The organism is Rhizobium leguminosarum bv. viciae USDA 2370 (assembly GCF_002008365.1).
Taxonomy (GTDB): domain Bacteria; phylum Pseudomonadota; class Alphaproteobacteria; order Rhizobiales; family Rhizobiaceae; genus Rhizobium; species Rhizobium leguminosarum.
In genome coordinates this window covers 15,349-33,033 of sequence record NZ_MRDL01000004.1, presented here as the reverse complement: position 1 = coordinate 33,033, position 17,685 = coordinate 15,349, and the positions used below count along the sequence as shown (strand labels likewise).

The following is a 17,685-nucleotide window of genomic DNA, read 5'->3' as shown; positions in this document are numbered from 1 at the left end:
CCCCTGCGTGTTTTGACCGCATGGATCTCATCTGATCCGCAAATGGAGAAAACACATATGAACAAGATCGTCTTCGCGGCGGCAATTCTCGGCGCGTCCGCCGTTGCGGCCTTTGCCCAAACCACACCGGCTCCATCCAAGGATGGAAATACACCTGCGGTTGCAACCCCAGACAGCAAAAATCCGACTGCGCCCGTTGAGGGCGCCAATAGCTTCACCGAAGCACAGGCGAAGGATCGCATTGCGGAAGCGGGCTACACCGACGTCAAGGATCTCAAGCTCGATGACAAGGGGATCTGGATGGCCTCCGGCATGAAGGACGGCAAAACCGTCGCCATTGCCCTCGATTATCAAGGCAACATCGTCGCCAAGTAACCCAAGGAGAAGCATGATGAGAACTGTAACCGGACTTTTCGACGACTACTCGGACGCTCGCTCCGCCGTCAGCAAACTGGAAGCGGCAGGCATTCCGTCAAACGACATCAGTATCGTCTCCAACAAGGCAGGCCGCATCGATCGCGACTCTGACGTTGGCGAGGATGCCGCGACGGGTGCCGGCATTGGCGCTGCCGTCGGCGGCGCTGGCGGCCTGCTGACCGGACTGGGCCTGATGGCCATCCCCGGTGTCGGGCCGGTGGTTGCCGCAGGCTGGCTGGCCGCGACTGCGGCCGGGGCTGTCGCCGGCGCCGTCGCTGGCGGTGCGGCCGGCGGCCTGATCGGCGCCCTCACCGACTCCGGCGTCCCGGAAGATGATGCTCACCTCTATGCCGAAGGTGTCCGCCGGGGCGGCAGCCTGGTCACGGCCAAGGTCGACGATGCCCGCGCTCCCGAGGCGCAGGCCATTCTGCAAGGCTCAAACTGGGTCGACCCGATCGAACGTCGGCGTGCCTATAACGAGCAGGGCTGGACCCGGTTCGACGACACGCTCGATCCATATGCCCCCGAGCAGATCGCGCAGGAGCGCGACCGGTATCGGCGGACCGCCTAACCGGCCTTGAGCTCAACCCTCCTTGCACGTCGCAAGGAGGGTTGAAGCGGTGATCTCACGCGTCAGCCGGTGCCTCTGGCGGGAGTGGCCCACAGCGAAGTTGGCGGACGCGCTTATAGGTGCATCTGCCGACAACAGAAAAGACCGCCTCATGGCGGTCTCTTCATATGCGATTTCCACGATATATCAGCGACGCTCGACGGCCACCGCTGCCTTGCGGATGACATCGATAACCACGTCGGGTTGAGAGAGCATCGGCACGTGGCTGCTTTCCACCTCCGTCACCGTCGCGTTCATACGCTTGGAAACCCAGCGCTGGAGATCGGGGTGCACCGTGTGGTCCTGTGTCGCCAAGACGTACCAGCTTGGCTTGGACTTCCACGCGATCTCGTCGGCACTGAGCTTTTGCTGGTTGAACAGATCGGCAACCGGCGCATAGTGCGTGGCCCATACAAGCTTCTGCTCTTCCTCCGAGAGGTCTCCAGCGAAGAACTTGGTTCCGCTCGGCAGCATCCAGGCCCGGCCGTCCGCTGCCTCGACATGGTTGAAGATGTCCGACGGATACTTGGCGAGCTGATCCTGCACGGTCTCGCCGACATCCGGGGCGACCGCGGCGATGTAAACCAGACCAACGACACGCTCGTCGATGCCGGCGGCCGTGATCGTTGCGCCACCGTAGGAATGCCCGACGAGGATGACGGGGCTGCCGACACGATTGAGCGTCCGCTTAACCGTAGCCACGTCCTCCTCGTAGGAGTCCAGGCCGTACTGGACGGCGATGACTTCGTGCCCGTCCGCCTGAAGCGCAGGGATTACTTTGCTGAAACATGAGCCGTCGGCCCAAATGCCGTGGCAAAAAACGATGGTGGGTTTCGATGATGTAGACATGATCCTGTTCCTTCTTGGGTTGGGCAAATAATTCCGTTGGGGGGCAAGCGAGCCAACGGCTTCTTTCGAAGCTTTTGTGACCAGGCGATGTGCGCCAGGTCGAACTTGGTCGAACAGACACAGTCCGCTAAAGAATGGGTCGTCGTTTCGCCGTTGTGGCGAGGTCGTTCCGGAATATGTTGTTTTGAATGATGCTTCGGCTTGGGACCGAATTATCAGTCAAAAGACGCGGCGGCGTTGGCGATGAACTCGGCAACGACTTTCGGTTGTGAAAGCATAGGCAAGTGGCTTGCCTGAACAACCATGATCTCGGCACCCATACGTTCGGCGGAGTCCTGCTGTACCGCGGGCGGCATCGTGTGGTCGAGCGTTGTGACCATGTACCAAGAAGGCTTGGTGTGCCACGCGCTTTTTGAGATCTTCTCTAATTTACTGCGTGTTCCAAGCGGTCCCTGAGTGGCGTAGACAATATCGGCTTCTTCGGTCGGAAGATCCTGGCCCAGGTATTTGCGCACCCCGTCGCGGGTGAGCGTAACATGCGCGTCGCCCCAGGGCCTCAGTTCATTCACAACAGCCGCAGTCGCATAACCGCTCCACCAGTCGTCGACGGACTGGCCACTGTCTGGCGCAGCGCCGGCGATGTAGACGAGGCCGGCAACTCGGGTATGGTTGCCCGCCTCGGTAATGACCGCGCCACCATAAGACTGTCCCACGAGGATGACCGGACCGTCCTGCATTTCAATGGCGCGATGAACAATTGCCACGTCCTCAGAGAACGAGGTCAATGAAAGCTGAACGGCGATTGCATCAATGCTTCGCCCTGACAGTAACGGTATAACTTTATTCCAAGCATTACCGTCGAGGAAATATCCGTGTACAAGAATAACGTTTCTAATATTCACGGTTACATCTCCTGCGCTGATGTCGTCTGTTGGCAATACATATGAACTACTTTGGAGATTAGGTCATGGCATTTTATTGCTGTACATGGGATGTTATTGCTTAAAATAGGCCAATGAGACGAAAAATCTGTTTTTCGGCTTGATAAGTGTCGAAGTTATCTGACGCTAATGGTAGCTTATTGCTTATTTTGTACATTATTGTTATATCTCTGACAAATGCCGGCGGCCCTGTGCGCGTGCGTATGCAGCAGGGGTGCTACCGACGACCTTTTTGAAACGGCGGGTCAGGTGGCTTTGATCGACAAACCCAAGCTTATCGGCAATATCGGCCAACGATATTTCGGCTGTCTCGATCAATGACTTCGCTTGCTCAATTCTGCATTGCTCCACGTATCGCGCAGGCGTCATGCCAATCTCAGCTTTAAAAACCCGGATGAAGTGAAAGCGGCTGAGACCGGTCCGCTTCGCGAGTGAGGAGAGGTCAGGAAAGTCGTGCGTTGTCCGCCCAAGATGCTCGATTACCCGTCGGATGGCTTCCCTGTCACTGATTTCGCCGGTGTGATCGGAGACTGTGTAAACACCATACATTGTAACGAAATGCACGGTTAGCGCTTCAGCAAGGTGACGTAACAGAGGCATCCGCCATTGAAAATCCCGCTTGCGCATCTCCTCGAGGATCGCGCCGCCGATGTACAGTGCAAACAAATCGTTGGCGTGAAGGATAGAGCCCGTCTGATCATCCCTGCCTCGGAGGGGCTCACGTAACCGAGAGCCATCGCTGAGTTGCTCTGGGTCGATACCGATCCGAAGCATTGGCGGGATAGCGCCTCCAAGCCGTGCTGGGCTACCGGCCGGGACGACAATCAGATCCCCTGCTCTGCAAGATACCTCGCGGGACGCTATGTGCGTTTGAAAGCGGAATTGCCGTGATGATCCCAGCGCCACTAACACTGCATGATGATCACACCCAGGCACAACCAGTTCGACGCCGTGGCTCCCGTCTCTCACATCAAAGTGCAGGCCGCGAGAGGTAGACGACATGCCTGCCGTCGATATGGGCCAGCCGCCGAGCTGGGCTCGGATTTCACCGATACCAGACAGCTCACTCTGGCCCTGAACCTTCATCGCTTTAGCTCCGTATTTAGGCCAGAATTTCCCGGACTTATGCAGCAAATGCCGCAAGACTCCAAGTCAACTAGGGCGTGAACTCATAAAAACGCAGCCATAGTCGGATGGAGGCGGCGGGGTCCGTTCGCCAATGGTTGCATCTCCTGATAACATCAGCATCACACTTCAGCTTAAGCCCCGATCTGGAGGCCTCGCATGCCCTGCAGCAATGCGCTCGCTCCGTTCGTCATCGCCGCTCTCGTGGCCCTCGGTCCGCTGCCGGCTGGAGCGCAGAACAATGCTGCGCCACCGCCGGCGGCAATCTCCCACAAGGCCAAGCTTTGCCAGATGTGTCACGGTAAGAAAGGTCTGCCGACCGTTAAGAACACGCCGATCATCGCCGGCCAGCACGAGTCCTCTTTGCTGATAGCTTTGCAGGAATATCGCAATGGAGCGCGCACCGACGACCTCATGGGCCGGATCGCGAAGAATCTTTCCGACGACGACATGAAGGCGCTTGCAGCCTACTTCTCCGCACTGCCCTGGCCCGCCTACCGCGAGCCGGCCGACGCAGCGAGCATTACCCGCTTCCAAGCGCTCGACGCCGGGAAGATGTGCACCTCGTGCCACCGGGAGGATTTCGTCGGATACGCCAACACTCCGCGCGTCGCAAATCAGAAGCTGGACTACCTGATCAAAACCCTCTCCGACTTTCGCGATAACAAGCGCCCGAACATGCCCCGCATGACCGCCTTGGTGCGCAATTTTTCGGCCGACGACATCGCTGCCATGGCTCACTATCTTGCCGGCCTCTGACGATCAGTTCGGGGTCGGCGATCCACCTAATAGGGCCGCCGGCGCGATTGCAGTTGGGATCTGCTTGGCATTGATACCCTTAAGATCACCGAGAGCAGACATCAGTCCTGCAAGGCCCAGTCTGCGACCTGCCAACGCATCTCCCCATGATCAGCAACGACACGACCGAGCCCAGGGAACGGCATGTGCGTGGCAGCGATAAGTGCGCCTTCCGACGCGGCACGCGGAAAGAAGCGATCACGCATGGCTTTCGCAGCGGCACGGTCCTGCTCAAACAGGAAGAACACATCGGTCGCGGCCGGATGCACGACCGGAAAAATCATATCCGAAACCATGATCATGCTCTTCCCGCCATCTTCCACCCGCACGCCGATATGGCCGGGTGTATGGCCGGTTAAGTCGACGATCGAAACGCCCCGCATGATCTCGCGCTCTCCGTCGATCGCTTGGAGCCTCGGATATAGCCGCACCACCTCCTCCGCCATCCTGAAGCTCGTCTGCAGGTATTCAGGCGCGCCGCTGCGCTTGGCCGGATCGGTCCAGTGAGTGATGTCGCGACGATCGATATAAAGCTCGGCTCCGGGGTAGTTGTTCTTACCTCCCAGAACCAGCCCACCCATGTGGTCTTGGTGCATATGCGTCACGATGACCGCGTCGATCTTGTCGGGCTTCAGACCGAGCGCGGCGAGTGCCTGTGGTAACTGTCCGGTCTGCCCGATCGAACCTGCCGCACCGGCATCGATCAGGATGCGGCGCTCGCCATCCTCGACGAGATATTGGTTGAAGAGGAACCGAACCCCACTCGGCCGGGCGGTAAACTGTGCGCTTGCCGCCCTCTCGACCTCGGGCGCTGAGCGCCCCGGAAAGTAGTCATAGGGCATATCGGCATAGCCGTCCGTCAGTGCCGTCACGGTGAACCGACCGATGCGGATCTGTGCGAACGGGTTCATCGCAACAGGCGCCTTGGCAGCTTCCTGCGTCGCCGCACGGGCGGCGGAGTCGCCGAGCAGGCCTCCACCGAGGAGGCTTCCCCCGATGAGGCCGAGAGGCAGGGCGCCAGCGAAGGCGCGACGTGAAAGTTGAGGCATGACATCTTCTCCGGATCAGTAGCACGATGGGAGCTACGTCGAGCCCCTTGACGACGCGAATGCTATGACATCCACAATCAACCGGGTATCTTGGCAATGTGGAAACATTCTTCTCATTTTATGGAAGGCTTCGATGGATCGTTTTGACGCGATGGCGGTGCTATTGGCGGTGGTCGACGCCGGCAGTCTTTCTGCCGGGGCACGGCGGCTGAATGCGCCGCTGGCCACGGTCAGCCGCAAAGTGGCCGATCTTGAAAAGCATCTTGGCGTTCGCCTGGTCGTGCGCACCCGCCGCGGCCTTGCCTTGACGGAGGAGGGGCGCGCCTTCGTCGCCGCGTCACGTCGTATTCTCGAGGAACTGGACGCGGCGGAGCGGCAGGCCAGCGGCGATTATGGAGCGCTGCGTGGCGGGCTGCACGTGACCGCGCCGATTGCCTTCGGCGAGCGCCATCTGCTGCCAATTGCGCTCGAATTCCTGAAGGAGCAACCCGATATCAACCTGCGGCTGACCCTGACTGATCGGCAGCTAAGCCTGAGGGATGAGCACGTCGATGTAGCCCTGCGGATCGGGCACCTGCCGGACAGCGCGATTATCGCAACACGGGTTGGCGCCGTCCGCCGGGTGATCTGCGCGAGCCCCGATTATCTCGCCCGCCGAGGAGTGCCGCGTCAGCCGGAAGACCTCGCCCCGCATGATGGCATAAGCTTCCAGGGCTTCGCGACCGCCCCGGAATGGCGATACCGCCGGGACGGCGCGGCCTTCGCCGTCGAGCCGCGCCTCAAACTCGCGGTCAACACGACAGAGGCTGCCATTCAGGCTGCGCTGGCCGGTATCGGCATTATTCGCGTGCTTTCTTACCAGATCAACGACCATTTGCGCTCTGGCGCCCTGCAGGAATTGTTGGCGGAGTTCGCACCGGAGCCGCTGCCGGTAAATGTTATTCACGGACCAGCCGATCCGCTGTCGCTGAAGGTGCGGTGCTTCCTTGACTGGATCGGCCCCCGCCTGCGCGCGCGGATGGCAGCCTAGCGTCCCGCCTATCAGACGCGTCTCCGTTAATGGCGGTCAGGCTCACTGGTAGTCGATCGTCCTCTGCCGTTCGAGGTCGATCCGAGGAACGTGCTATATGTGCTAGGATGCGGCCCGAAGGCGGAATGCGACAGACGCACTGCGAGGGGCGGTGTGATCGCACCGGAATTCGCGCGACCGAGAGCCGACGTTGTGCTTTTGAAAGGGGAGATGAGGACGATGCCGACACCAGAGCAACCCAGTCTAATCGTTCGACAGAAATCCCCACAGAATATCGAGTTTCCGTTTGCGTCGCTCTCCGATTGGCTGATCCCGACCGAGCTGTTCTTCGTGCGAAACCATTTCCCGTCGCCGGACCTCGATGCGCGAGACTGGAGATTGCGCGTTGGCGGGGCGGTGGAGCGGCCGATCGAACTTGACCTCGACAGCATCAAGGCGATGCGGAGCACGACTTTCACCGCCGTCGTCGAGTGTGCAGGGAACGGGCGCGTCTACTATGAGCCGCCGAGGGAGGGATTGCAGTGGCAGAACGGAGCCGTCGGCAATGCCGCGTGGACAGGTGTTCTTCTGCGCGACATTTTGGAAATGGCGGGCGTTAAGCGAACCGCATGTGAGGTTCTGCTCGCAGGCGCCGACAGCGGCGTCGTCGACACGAACAAGAAAACAGCTTCTCCCGGCCCCATCGCTTTTGCGCGCAGTCTACCGCTTGAGAAGGCCATGGCTGACAGCACGATCCTTGCCTATTCGATGAACGAGGAGCCGTTGACGCGCGATCACGGCTACCCGCTACGCGCGGTCGTGGGTGGCTGGTTCGGCATGGCTTGGGTCAAGTGGATCACTGATATCACGGTTGTGGAGCAACCGTTCCTTGGCTACTGGCAGGCGCGCGACTATTTCCGTTGGGAGCGCAGCCTCGGGGAACCGACGCTGGTCCCCCTTGCGGAGATGGAGGTCAAAGCGCAGATCGCGCGTCCGGTACAGGGGGCGCAGCTCATCGCCGGCCAACCGTACCGGATTTTCGGAGCCGCCTGGAGCGGAGAGGCTGCTATCCGGCAGGTGCAGGTCTGCACCGGAGATGGCAAGGGCTGGCGCGAGGGAAGACTCCTCGAAACAGAACGTCCCTTTGCATGGCGCTTGTGGGAGTACATGTGGACCCCTGAAGAAGTGGGGCGATATACACTGCGATGTCGCGCGATCGATGGGGCTGGATGCGTGCAGCCCGACCTCCAGCGTTCCGACTGCGAGAGCTACGCGGCCAATTGGATCATTCCGGTGGAGGTTACGGTCGTTCCCAAGCCACAGACGTACGAGGAGGAATTCGTGATCTGATCACCCGCATGGGGCGGAATGGCGGCTTTTGGCGCAACTGCGACCCGCCTTGTCACTGCGTCATGTCCGCTTTGCATGTTCGCCAGGATCAGGCTGGGACCAAGCCACGCACCACACGGAACATCATCGGAAATGATCGGGGTCCATCGGGCAAGCCAACCAGATACCCGGCACGAACATGCTGTTCGATCGAACCGCGGGCGTCGTCCGAAAGTGCCATCAATGTGCTTGTGGTGCTGCCTGGGCCGTCGGTGAACGTAGCCCAATAATCCGCGAAGGACGCATACTCACAATCCACGACAACGGGAATCTCCGTCACGTCGACGAGGCCGATCTTCCGCCACAACATCGCCTGACCATTAGGCCAGAAGAGCTGGCGCCCCGCCCGCATGGATCTCAGCCTGGCGAAGTCGGTCTCAAGCACGGCGCCGGTGTTAATGACGAGATCGAAGGCGGGCATGCCACCCAAGAACTGAGTAACGGCGGACGCGACCACGCCGCCTGGACGGGTCACGCGCTTCATCTCGGCAACGACCTGTTCAATTTCCGGGATAACGTCCAGGGCCAGCGTGGAAACGGCCGCATCGAAAAAGTCAGTGTCGAACCGCATGTGCCGGACATCGCCGTGTTCATAGGCGATATTGGGGTGGGATCGTCGACGGCGGGCTCCTTCCAGGTATTCCTCAGATGCGTCAACACCGATCACATGCGCTCCCGCCTCGGCCAGTGCTTTCGACAACACACCTGTCCCACATGCTACATCGAGCACGCGACTGCCCGGAGCAATATTAGCACGGGCGAGAAATGGGCTTGCCAGATGTTCGCTCCAGCGCCCTATGAATGTCTCGTAGACGTCGGGATCAGCCCAATTGTATCGTAGTTCTGCGGCTTCCATGGCTTGCCATCCTCTCTCGATCAAGAATGGACGGTAACACGGCCATTCGGTCGCGCGTATTGCCGTCACACCGGGTAATCCAGCGAAACCTTGTTAACGCTTCTCAAGAAAATATGACACAGCCGGCGCGATGCTGAGATTGATGGACAGCCGGATCGTCTGGATCGCCCTTCAGGGCGGTGAACCCGCGGGAACAGCAAGCCTTGACGGGGATATGGTCAGGATTAGAGACGATAGCGGAATGCGAGAGCCGAGGAGGCTGCTTCCGGGAGGTTTGCTCTCAAGCGTTCTTCCAACCAATCGACGCATGAATGGACCATTTCAATCCGAGGCTACGCTTATGCAGTTGCGTCCAGATTTTCTTCCCGGACCTGTAGGATGCGGTCGACCAACCCCCATTCCAGAGCTTCCTCTGCGGTCATGAAACGGTCGCGGTCCATCGCGCGTTCGAATTCCTCATAGCTGCGTCCGCAATGCTCGGCATAGAGACGTGTCATCCGGTCCTTGGTCCGTCTGATTTCCTCGGCATGGATGAGCATGTCCGATGCCTGTCCCTGAAAGCCACCGGATGGCTGATGGACGAGGATGCTTGTATTGGGCAGTGTTGCCCGCTGTCCGGGTTCACCCGCCATCAGCAGGAACGATCCCATCGAGCGGGCTGTCCCCATGCAAAGCGTATGCACCGGAGCGCGGATGTAACGCATGGTGTCATACATGGCGAGGCCGCTCGTCACCATGCCGCCGGGGGAATTGATATAGAGGCTGATTGGCTTCTTGGGGTTTTCCGCTTCGAGGAACAACAATTGTGCGCAGACCAGCGCAGACACGGTGTCGTTCACTTCGCCATTCAAAAAGATGATCCTTTCACGAAGCAGGCGGGAGTAGATGTCGAAAGATCGCTCCCCTCTGCTTGATTGCTCTACCACCATAGGGACGAGTTGCATCGCTTCGCGCATCGGCGAACTCCAATCTTCCAGAATTTAAAGGGAAGCTCGCCGCGTCAGGCGGCGAGCATGAGGGGCAGGCTATTATTGTTTGCGGTTGCGCGGGTCATCCGATCGAACCTGACGTCCGTAAGCTGGTGAATGATCCGCAGCTTGGTTCCGCCGGTGTCGTTGGGGGTAATCCGAAAGATGACCACGCTTTCAAGGAACGGCGGATCGCTTTCGCGCATCCGGTAGCGGACCTCTTGCCCCGCCGTCAGAGACGCAGCCTCCGGATCGGCCAATGCCTCTTTCGGCAACCAGTTCTCTCGAATCTCCGGAATGCTTATCGCGCGCCAGACCTTGTGCGGCGGCTCGTCGATTTCGTACTCAAGCTCGATGCCCTTGTGGTGATCGTCGGTCTTGCTCTCGTTCATTGATCCATATCCTTCAGCAGAGCTTTGAGGGCGTCGATGCGAGCCGGCCAGTAGGCGCGATACTTCGCCAGCCATCCGGCAATGAGTGCCAAGCCTTCTGGATCGACCTCGTAGTTCACAAAGCGCCCCTGTCGTTCCTCCCGCACCAGTCTCGCGCTCCGCAGAACGGAGAGGTGTTGGGACATGGCAGGCTGACTGATCTTCATGCCATCGCGCAAAGCGCTGGCATTCATGCTTCCGGTCGCCAGCTTCTCAAAGATCGCGCAGCGGGTGGGATCAGCCAAAGCCTTGAAGATGTCGTTCTCTATCATGCCAACACATAAGCACATACTTATGTGATTCGCAAGGCGTCTCCGCCTATTTCCAGCTGAAAGTGCCGCCGGAAACGCGGCGCCTGCCGGGCTTGCAGCAGCCGACGGCACCACGATGCCCGGATGACGGTGCCGTCCTAAACAGTGTGCCGGACGTCAACGCCGCTGGTACGGGATACGGCCGTGCCCTTTTCGCAAGACAAGTGTCGGTATTGGCTTTGCTTACTCGTCTTTACAAGGTGGCTCCATGCGATGGGCCAGGGCGCAGAACGACAGGAGGGCGAAATGAACAGGACAAGGGTTCGGTTGGAAGACCGGGGGCTGGTCGAATGCCCACGATGGCATGACGGCGAGCTTTGGTTCGCGGATTGGACAAGCGGCGAAATTCTCGCCTTGAGCGAGCACGGAACTGTCAGAGTGGCGACAACCGCGAAAGCCCCGCCCCTGTCATTCGACTTCGGACCACAGGGCGACATGTACGTCATCGCGTCCGGGGCATCGCACTTGCTGCGGTTCAACGGCTCCGGACTGGAAGAGTTCGCCGAGCTGGGAGCGAATGGCTGGAACGAGATCGTGATCGATCCGCAAGGCCGTATCTACGTCAACGGACCCGCGATCTTGCTGATACATCCGGACGGGACGGTCGAAACACAAGCGGAAGGCTTTCAGTTTCCAAACGGAATGGCTCTCTCTGCGGACGGGCGCACACTGGTTTGCGCCGAAAGCTGGGCGAAACGGCTGACATCGTTTGACGTCGCCGCCGACGGGCGACTTTCGCATCGAAGGGTTTGGGCCGATCTTCCCGGGTGGCCCGATGGCATATGCTTCGACGCTGAAGGGGCGATCTGGTACGCCGACGTACCCAATGCCTGCTGCTGCAGGGTTCGTGAAGGCGGCGCGCTCCTCGATGACGTGAAGCTCGATCGCGGCGCCTTCGCCTGCATACTGGGTGGACCTGATCGAACCACCCTCTACATAACTGCCGCCAGATGGTTCGGGATGGACAAGATGGACCAGATGGGCGGAACTGGCCAGCTGTTGTCTGTCGAGGTCGAGACGGCCGGGGCGGGTTGGCCTCACGGCTAGGTCAGCCACCCGCTTCGAAAAGCACAGCGAAAACTACCTGGCTCTCGTCAAACTCGCTTCAGCCAAAATCTGGATGCGCTTCACGAGTCGGAGAGCTATAAAGTCCCCTCGGACGCTCGGAGAGGCGTTCAGGCAGGAGCCCGACCATGATCAAGATGAGCGTCTACTATCCTGCCGATGGCGGCTCGAAGTTCGATCACGACTACTACCGCACCCGCCACATGCCACTGATCCAGGAACGGCTCGGCGATGCCTGCCTGCGCTACGAGATCGAGAAGGGCCTTGCGGGTCGCGAACCTGGAAGCGCGCCGGAGTTCGTCGCGGCGTGCCACATCTACTCGCCGACCCTGGGGACATTCCAGGAGGCGTTCGGTCCCCACCGCGCCGAGATCGTCGCGGACGTCGCCAACTATACGGACATCGCGCCCATCGTGCAGATCAGCGAAATCGTTGCAGGGTAAGGGGCTTCGGCGCGTCAGGCGTAGCCGTTGAACTGTCCGGGATCGGCGTAGTGCTGGCGCACCTGATCCATGGTGACGTAGCCGGTGCCGAAGCGGTCGACGATCGGGACCGTGTGGTTGCCGTTGAAGCGAAAACCACCTTGCTACCCGCCAGGACGGGGAGGAAGCTCGCGTGTTCCATCATGGACGGTGGGGCTATTTGATGGAGCTGTCGTTGGAACACGCAGTTAGTCGACCGATAAACCAGCGTCCTGCGGGGCCTGGTGGATCGTCGGATCGATAGGCGATGGACACTGGCAGTCGAAGTCCGCCTGCAGGTAAATCCTCGATGATCAGCGAGACCAGCCGCCCTTCCTCGATATCCGTCTTCACGGCATGTTCCGGCATCCCGCCCCAACCAAGGCCGTTGATCAGAAAGGTATGTTTGGCGAAGAGGTCGGCCAGCCGCCAGGTCTGCGAAGACATCACGCCGAATTCCCGCCCGGCCGATAACTCCGTACGATCGGTGAGGATCAGCTGAACATGCTGCTCGAGTTGGCTCTTGGAAATCGGCCCTTCGATCAATGATAACGGATGGTCTGCGGAAGCAACGATATTGAACAGGATACTGCCGAGAGACTCGGTTGCGATCCCTGAAGGCATGACCGGCAAAGAGCCAACGATGCCGACATTGGCTCTTCGATCAAGTATGGGCTCCACCGTACCACCCAGCGCCTCCACGAACAGACGCAAGGGAACAGTTGGGAAACGCTCGCGAAAGTCCTTTGCTGCCTCAGCGATTATGTGGATGGGAAAGAACACGTCGATGACGACGGACAGCTCTGCTTCCAGCCCGGTGGCCATCCCCTTCGCGTAGGATTTGAATATGTCCACCTTGGCGATGATCTCGCGGGCTTTTGGAAGCAGCAAATCTCCTGCTCCGGTCAATCGAGGATATCGGCCATCTCGATCGAACAATTCAACGCCGAGTCTAATTTCCAGGCTGCGAATGAGTTCGCTGACGGCCGACTGGGCCCGCCCCAGTCTGCGGCCTGCCGCAGAGAAGCTCCCTTCATCGACAGTCACCACAAAAGTGCGCAATTGATCGAGCGTTATTCCGTCCAATCTCTGTTCCCTTCACCAAAACCGATATGGGTGTAATATCGGATTACACGATGGTATCCATCATTAAATATCGGCTTTCCCAATGCTTTCGACCGTGTGATGAGAGGGAACAGACAATTGTTTTGGTCCTGCCCATGGCACATAGGGAAAGTAGATACCGATGACAGCCGCATATTCTCCGCTGATTTCACAGAGTAAAGCCGTCCGTGTTGCATCCTGGGCTCTGCGCCTTCTTTCTGCTGCCATGTTCCTGGCGGCCGGGGGCGCAAAGATTGCCGGGGTGCCGATGATGGTGGCGATTTTCGACCAAGTGGGTTTTGGTCAGTGGTTTCGCGTGTTGACGGGCATCGTGGAAGTCGGCGGCGCGATCGCGCTGCTGGTGACCGCAAGCACGGCATTCGGCGCTCTGACGCTCGCTGTCACCATGGTGTTCGCCGTCCTCACTCACCTTTTCCTGATCGGCGGCAATCCATTGCCAGCCATAGTGTTGCTGGCGATGACCGGCACAGTGGCGTGGCTCCACCGTCGCAGCTTCGCTGTCATTTTGGATGCCCTGCGTTAAACGCCAGGCGGTTCAATCACCAGATATCACCGTCATTGCGGGCGCGCACTTTGCTCGCAATGAGTTTCAGCTCTCGTCAGAGGCACTGATGATACGTTTCACTGTTTTACTCCTTGCGTGTTTAAGTCTGGCATCTTGCCACACTACCCAAATGGGCCAGTCGCTGGGCTGGAAGGAGCCACAACGCGGCGACACGACGGACGCCTACTGAGCGTTCACTGCGATTGAAACTTGGAAGGAGTTCTCCTTGGAAATCGGTATCGATAGTTTTGCGATGCTTTTGACTGACCCTGCCACCGGCCGGTTGCAGTCGGCCGCCGATCGTATGGCAAGCGTCCTCGCCGAGGTCGAACTGGCAGACCAAGTGGGGTTGGATGTCTTCGGGATGGGTGAACACCACCGCGCAAATGCTCTGGACTCAGCGCCGGCGATAATCCTGGCTGCCGCCGCAGCACGGACGAAATCGATCAGGCTGACAAGCGCAGTCACAGTCCTCGGCGCGGCCGACCCCGTCCGTGTCTTTCAGGATTTCGCCACTCTTGACCTTATATCTCGCGGCCGGGCCGAGCTCGTTGTCGGTCGTGGTTCGTCCGTTGATGCCTATCCTTTGTTTGGGTTCGATTTGCGCGACTACGACGCGCTCTTCGTCGAGAAGCTCGAGCTTCTGCTCAAGATCAGAGCCAACCCCAAAGTCAACTGGCAGGGCCGGTTCCGCCCCTCGCTGAAGGGCGAGGGAATTTATCCGCGTCCCTATCAACACGATCTGCCAATCTGGCTCGGCGTGGGCGGAACACCGGGGTCTTTCGCGCGGGCTGGAACGCTTGGCTTGCCGCTGATGATCGCGATCATCGGTGGCAGCTTCGATCGCTTCCGGCCTCTTGTGGAACTCTATCGCGACGCTTGGCGCGACGCTGGCCACGATCCGGACAAGCGGAAGATCGGTGTCCATGCTCTCGGCTTTGTCGCAGAAACCGACAAGGCTGCGAAAGGGGCGTTTTTCCCCGGCTGGTTTCAGATGTTTACGGAAGCGGGAAAGGAACGAGGGTGGCCGCCGCCGACAGAGGCGCAATTCGAGCACATGTGCGGCCCGAACGGCGCGTTCCTGGTCGGCAGTCCACAAACGGTGGAGGACCGGATAGTCGCCGCCGATAAGGCCTTGGGAGGCGTGTCGCGGTTCACCTTTCAAATGAGCACAGCCGCACTGGATAATGACGCGATGCGACGCTCCATCGAGCTGCTTGGCACTGAAGTTGCACCGAAAGTTCGTAAAGCAACGGCCTGGCGCCAATCGGCTTGATCGAGCTGCAAATGAGCGTCATGAGCCAAGACCGCTCAGGCGCTTGACTGATCCGGCTATACGCCGAGAAGCTCACCTCGGCCTGCGCAGTTCGTCCCGGCGAAACCTGAGACAAGGGCGTTCTCAGCCCCGCCGCCCTCCCTTCGATATGGTGAAACGCCGCCGCAGTACGGCGCCGGCGTCTCGGGCGGCGAGCACCCTTCGACAGAGTGCTATCGTGGCGGCGACCGGTCATGAAGGTCCTTCGGGCTTCATGGCGGCGCTCAAGGGGAGATGCCGACCATTCTGAGTTTGTCGCGGAAGCTCGCTATGGCTTTTTCGACGCCCCCGCCGCAGGGAAACTTGAAGCCGCAGCCAGCTTATCTGCGCGAGCGCCGGAGAACCGATATCACCACCTTGTGTAAGTTTTCAAAAAGCGGTTAGCTGCCATTGTTGAGCTTCGTGTGCTGAGACGTGTCCGCATTCCGAGGAAAATCTCGTGCACTGGTCGAAACCCCTAAGACTGCATCTCGGCGTCCTGGTCGTCGCATCGCTGCTGTGCACGTCGACGCCGATCATCTGGATGGCCTTCAGCCACGGACGCGATGCTGCGGTGAGCGCGGGCGTGCAGCAGATGCGCGAGATGAGCTTGCGGCTGATCGAGGGATACCGGAATACGCTGCAGGGCGGCACCGAGGCGGTCGCACTCGCCGCGACCCTGCCGCAGCTTACTTCCCCGCCGCCCCAAGATATCAAGGCAAAACAGCAATTCTTTCTGGAAGTTCTGCGAAATGTCCCGAACGCGACGAGCATCTACACGGGCTATCCCGATGGCTCGTACCTGCAGGTCATCAATACGGTAAGGGACGATGTTCGCCAGACCCTCTCGGTGCCCGAAGGCACGGCATTCGCGGTCAGAACGATTGCACAGAGACAAACGACCGACGTCATATCGACGCTTCGCTTTCTCGACAGCCAAGCCATTGAGATAGGGACGAGGAACGTCGAATATGCATCCTTCGATCCGCGGCAACGCCCGTGGTATCAATCCGTCGTTCAGGACGGTATCCCGGTTTCCGTTGGACCCTATGTCGCCGGCACGCTCAAGGTTCCGACGCTGACAATCGCAGCACCGATGCGGGACAATGGCCAGGTGGTGGTCGGCATCAACATTCACCTGCAGACCGTCAGCCGCCTGCTGGACGCGGGTCAGATTTCGCCGCGAGCAAGAGCCTACATCATCAATGGTGGCGGTGATCTCGTCGCCCATTCCGACCCGGCTGTCATGAGCAGGATCATCGGACTATGGTCGAGAACGGCAGGCGCCTTTGCCGCGAGCGCCAACGGTTTCGACACCAGCCTCGCAACCGTGGCCCGGCTCAGGCAGGATCCCGCCTTTGCCAATGGCGGCCTGGCGCGGGTCGATTTCGATGGTGAAAGTCATCTGGTGCAGATTGCCCCCGTCAGCGTGTCTGGCCTGTTTCAGGGAAGCGTGGCCGCAATCGTCGTGCCGCTGGAGGACCTGGTGGCTGAGGCCAATCGGCTGCTTGTGCGCAATCTCCTCATTGCCAGCGCCTTCGTGATCGCGGGTGTCGCTGCAACGGTGATGCTGTCGCGCATGGTCAGCCGCTCCCTCTATCGCCTGGCGGACGAGGCGCGCAGGATCGGCGATCTCGACGTCGGCGAGAAGGGCGTCTCCCATTCCCTTATAACGGAGATCAACACGCTGGCGAGCGCGCTGGCGGCAAGCCGCCATGCCATCGGCCAGTTTGCCCTCTATGTTCCGCGCGAAGTCGTCAGGCGGATCATCGATCCCCAGGGAAGAACCGCCGTCAAGGCGCAGCGGCAGGATGTGACCGTGCTCTTCACCGACATCCGCGACTTCACCACCATCTCCGAGCAGCATTCGCCCGAGGACGTGGTCGATACGCTGTCGGCCTATTTCGAACTGTTGAACACCATCGCCGAGCGCCATGGCGGGACCGTCGTCCAATATCTCGGCGACTCCATTTTCGTCATGTGGAACGCCCCTGTTCCCGATGCCGGACATGCCGAAAACGGCTGCCGATGCGCGCTTGCCATGAAAGCGGCGGTCGACGACGTGAACGAAGCCAATCGTCAAAATGGCCGTCCCGCGCTCGTCACGCGATTTGGATTGCACACCGGCCCGGCGGTCGTCGGCAGTTTTGGCGCGATTTCGCGACAGCAGTACACAGCCATGGGCGATACGATCAATGTCGCCTCACGGCTGGAGGGACTGAACAAGGAATTCAATACCTCGATCCTGGTGAGTGCGGCCACACGCGACGCGGTCGCCGATCGCTTCCACCTTCGCCCGCTCGGCCTGGTGCAGCTCAAGGGACGCGCCGAGAAGGTCGATCTATGGGAGCTTGTCGGGGATATCCAGCACCTTACAAATCCGTAAGTTGAGGCCGAAGCCTGATCAGCTAGATTGCTGCCCCAGGCATCCGGGAACGATCGG

At 59.7% G+C, this 17,685-nt stretch carries 19 protein-coding genes; 10 read left to right on the top strand and 9 right to left on the bottom strand.

The features are described from left to right. Nucleotides 1-57: 57 nt before the first annotated feature. Entirely contained in the window at nucleotides 58-375 is a 318-nt protein-coding gene (locus BS629_RS02825) for a PepSY domain-containing protein (protein ID WP_018241041.1), read from the top strand. Nucleotides 376-391: 16 nt separating this feature from the next. Then, the gene (locus BS629_RS02820; RefSeq protein WP_018241040.1) at nucleotides 392-988 is read left to right on the top strand and encodes a general stress protein; all 597 of its coding nucleotides are present in this window, start codon (nucleotides 392-394) and stop codon (nucleotides 986-988) included. Between the two features lie 186 nt (nucleotides 989-1,174). Here BS629_RS02820 and BS629_RS02815 read toward each other — a convergent pair whose 3' ends face one another. The 3 genes from BS629_RS02815 to BS629_RS02805 all read right to left on the bottom strand — a co-directional run bounded on the left by BS629_RS02815 (nucleotide 1,175) and on the right by BS629_RS02805 (nucleotide 3,903). Further along, entirely contained in the window at nucleotides 1,175-1,876 is a 702-nt protein-coding gene (locus tag BS629_RS02815; RefSeq protein WP_018241039.1) for an alpha/beta fold hydrolase, read from the bottom strand. 215 nt (nucleotides 1,877-2,091) lie between these two features. Further along, complete coding sequence (locus tag BS629_RS02810) at nucleotides 2,092-2,778, bottom strand: alpha/beta fold hydrolase (RefSeq protein WP_018241038.1); 687 nt, start codon at nucleotides 2,776-2,778, stop codon at nucleotides 2,092-2,094. Between the two features lie 201 nt (nucleotides 2,779-2,979). Next, on the bottom strand, nucleotides 2,980-3,903 hold the full coding sequence (locus BS629_RS02805; RefSeq protein WP_018517454.1) for a helix-turn-helix transcriptional regulator: 924 nt from the start codon (nucleotides 3,901-3,903) through the stop codon (nucleotides 2,980-2,982). 198 nt (nucleotides 3,904-4,101) lie between these two features. On the opposite strand from BS629_RS02805, the gene BS629_RS02800 reads away from it, so the two are divergent. Beyond that, on the top strand, nucleotides 4,102-4,701 hold the full coding sequence (locus BS629_RS02800; protein WP_018241036.1) for a c-type cytochrome: 600 nt from the start codon (nucleotides 4,102-4,104) through the stop codon (nucleotides 4,699-4,701). Between the two features lie 101 nt (nucleotides 4,702-4,802). Here BS629_RS02800 and BS629_RS02795 read toward each other — a convergent pair whose 3' ends face one another. Continuing rightward, nucleotides 4,803-5,789 carry an MBL fold metallo-hydrolase gene (locus tag BS629_RS02795; protein WP_018241035.1) on the bottom strand — a complete coding sequence of 329 codons (987 nt, stop codon included), beginning with the start codon at nucleotides 5,787-5,789 and terminating at the stop codon, nucleotides 4,803-4,805. Nucleotides 5,790-5,922: 133 nt separating this feature from the next. Here BS629_RS02795 and BS629_RS02790 point away from each other — a divergent pair, with 133 nt between their 5' ends. Together BS629_RS02790 and BS629_RS02785 are read left to right on the top strand one after the other, a co-directional pair. After that, nucleotides 5,923-6,819 (top strand): LysR family transcriptional regulator, encoded by an 897-nt coding sequence (locus BS629_RS02790; protein WP_026188302.1) that lies wholly within the window; start codon nucleotides 5,923-5,925, stop codon nucleotides 6,817-6,819. 219 nt (nucleotides 6,820-7,038) lie between these two features. After that, nucleotides 7,039-8,148, top strand: a complete 1,110-nt coding sequence (locus BS629_RS02785; protein ID WP_026242424.1) for a sulfite oxidase — start codon at nucleotides 7,039-7,041, stop codon at nucleotides 8,146-8,148. An 88-nt stretch (nucleotides 8,149-8,236) separates the two neighbouring features. On the opposite strand, the gene BS629_RS02780 is transcribed toward BS629_RS02785, so the two are convergent. The 4 genes from BS629_RS02780 to BS629_RS02760 all read right to left on the bottom strand — a co-directional run bounded on the left by BS629_RS02780 (nucleotide 8,237) and on the right by BS629_RS02760 (nucleotide 10,714). Then, nucleotides 8,237-9,043, bottom strand: coding sequence for a class I SAM-dependent methyltransferase (locus BS629_RS02780; protein WP_077987935.1), 807 nt, complete (start codon nucleotides 9,041-9,043; stop codon nucleotides 8,237-8,239). 338 nt (nucleotides 9,044-9,381) lie between these two features. After that, nucleotides 9,382-9,999, bottom strand: coding sequence for an ATP-dependent Clp protease proteolytic subunit (locus BS629_RS02770; protein ID WP_018241031.1), 618 nt, complete (start codon nucleotides 9,997-9,999; stop codon nucleotides 9,382-9,384). Nucleotides 10,000-10,043: 44 nt separating this feature from the next. Next, nucleotides 10,044-10,403, bottom strand: coding sequence for an SRPBCC family protein (locus tag BS629_RS02765; RefSeq protein WP_018241030.1), 360 nt, complete (start codon nucleotides 10,401-10,403; stop codon nucleotides 10,044-10,046). After that, the gene (locus BS629_RS02760; RefSeq protein WP_026188300.1) at nucleotides 10,400-10,714 is read right to left on the bottom strand and encodes an ArsR/SmtB family transcription factor; all 315 of its coding nucleotides are present in this window, start codon (nucleotides 10,712-10,714) and stop codon (nucleotides 10,400-10,402) included. Before BS629_RS02760 ends, BS629_RS02765 begins: the two co-directional genes overlap by 4 nt. Nucleotides 10,715-10,999: 285 nt before the next feature. Between BS629_RS02760 and BS629_RS02755 the strand changes: the two genes are divergently transcribed. Then, entirely contained in the window at nucleotides 11,000-11,800 is an 801-nt protein-coding gene (locus BS629_RS02755; RefSeq protein ID WP_018241028.1) for an SMP-30/gluconolactonase/LRE family protein, read from the top strand. Between the two features lie 146 nt (nucleotides 11,801-11,946). After that, complete coding sequence (locus tag BS629_RS02750) at nucleotides 11,947-12,261, top strand: EthD family reductase (protein ID WP_018241027.1); 315 nt, start codon at nucleotides 11,947-11,949, stop codon at nucleotides 12,259-12,261. A gap of 195 nt (nucleotides 12,262-12,456) precedes the next feature. On the opposite strand, the gene BS629_RS02745 is transcribed toward BS629_RS02750, so the two are convergent. Then, nucleotides 12,457-13,365: a LysR family transcriptional regulator gene (locus BS629_RS02745; RefSeq protein WP_018241026.1), complete on the bottom strand. Its 909-nt coding sequence runs from the start codon at nucleotides 13,363-13,365 to the stop codon at nucleotides 12,457-12,459. Between the two features lie 160 nt (nucleotides 13,366-13,525). Here BS629_RS02745 and BS629_RS02740 point away from each other — a divergent pair, with 160 nt between their 5' ends. The 3 genes from BS629_RS02740 to BS629_RS02730 all read left to right on the top strand — a co-directional run bounded on the left by BS629_RS02740 (nucleotide 13,526) and on the right by BS629_RS02730 (nucleotide 17,628). Then, on the top strand, nucleotides 13,526-13,927 hold the full coding sequence (locus tag BS629_RS02740) for a DoxX family protein (RefSeq protein ID WP_018241025.1): 402 nt from the start codon (nucleotides 13,526-13,528) through the stop codon (nucleotides 13,925-13,927). A 247-nt stretch (nucleotides 13,928-14,174) separates the two neighbouring features. Next, a complete protein-coding gene (locus BS629_RS02735) occupies nucleotides 14,175-15,224 on the top strand; it encodes an LLM class flavin-dependent oxidoreductase (protein ID WP_018241024.1) in 1,050 nt (349 codons plus the stop codon). A gap of 478 nt (nucleotides 15,225-15,702) precedes the next feature. Further along, entirely contained in the window at nucleotides 15,703-17,628 is a 1,926-nt protein-coding gene (locus BS629_RS02730; RefSeq protein WP_018241023.1) for an adenylate/guanylate cyclase domain-containing protein, read from the top strand. Nucleotides 17,629-17,685: the final 57 nt, after the last annotated feature.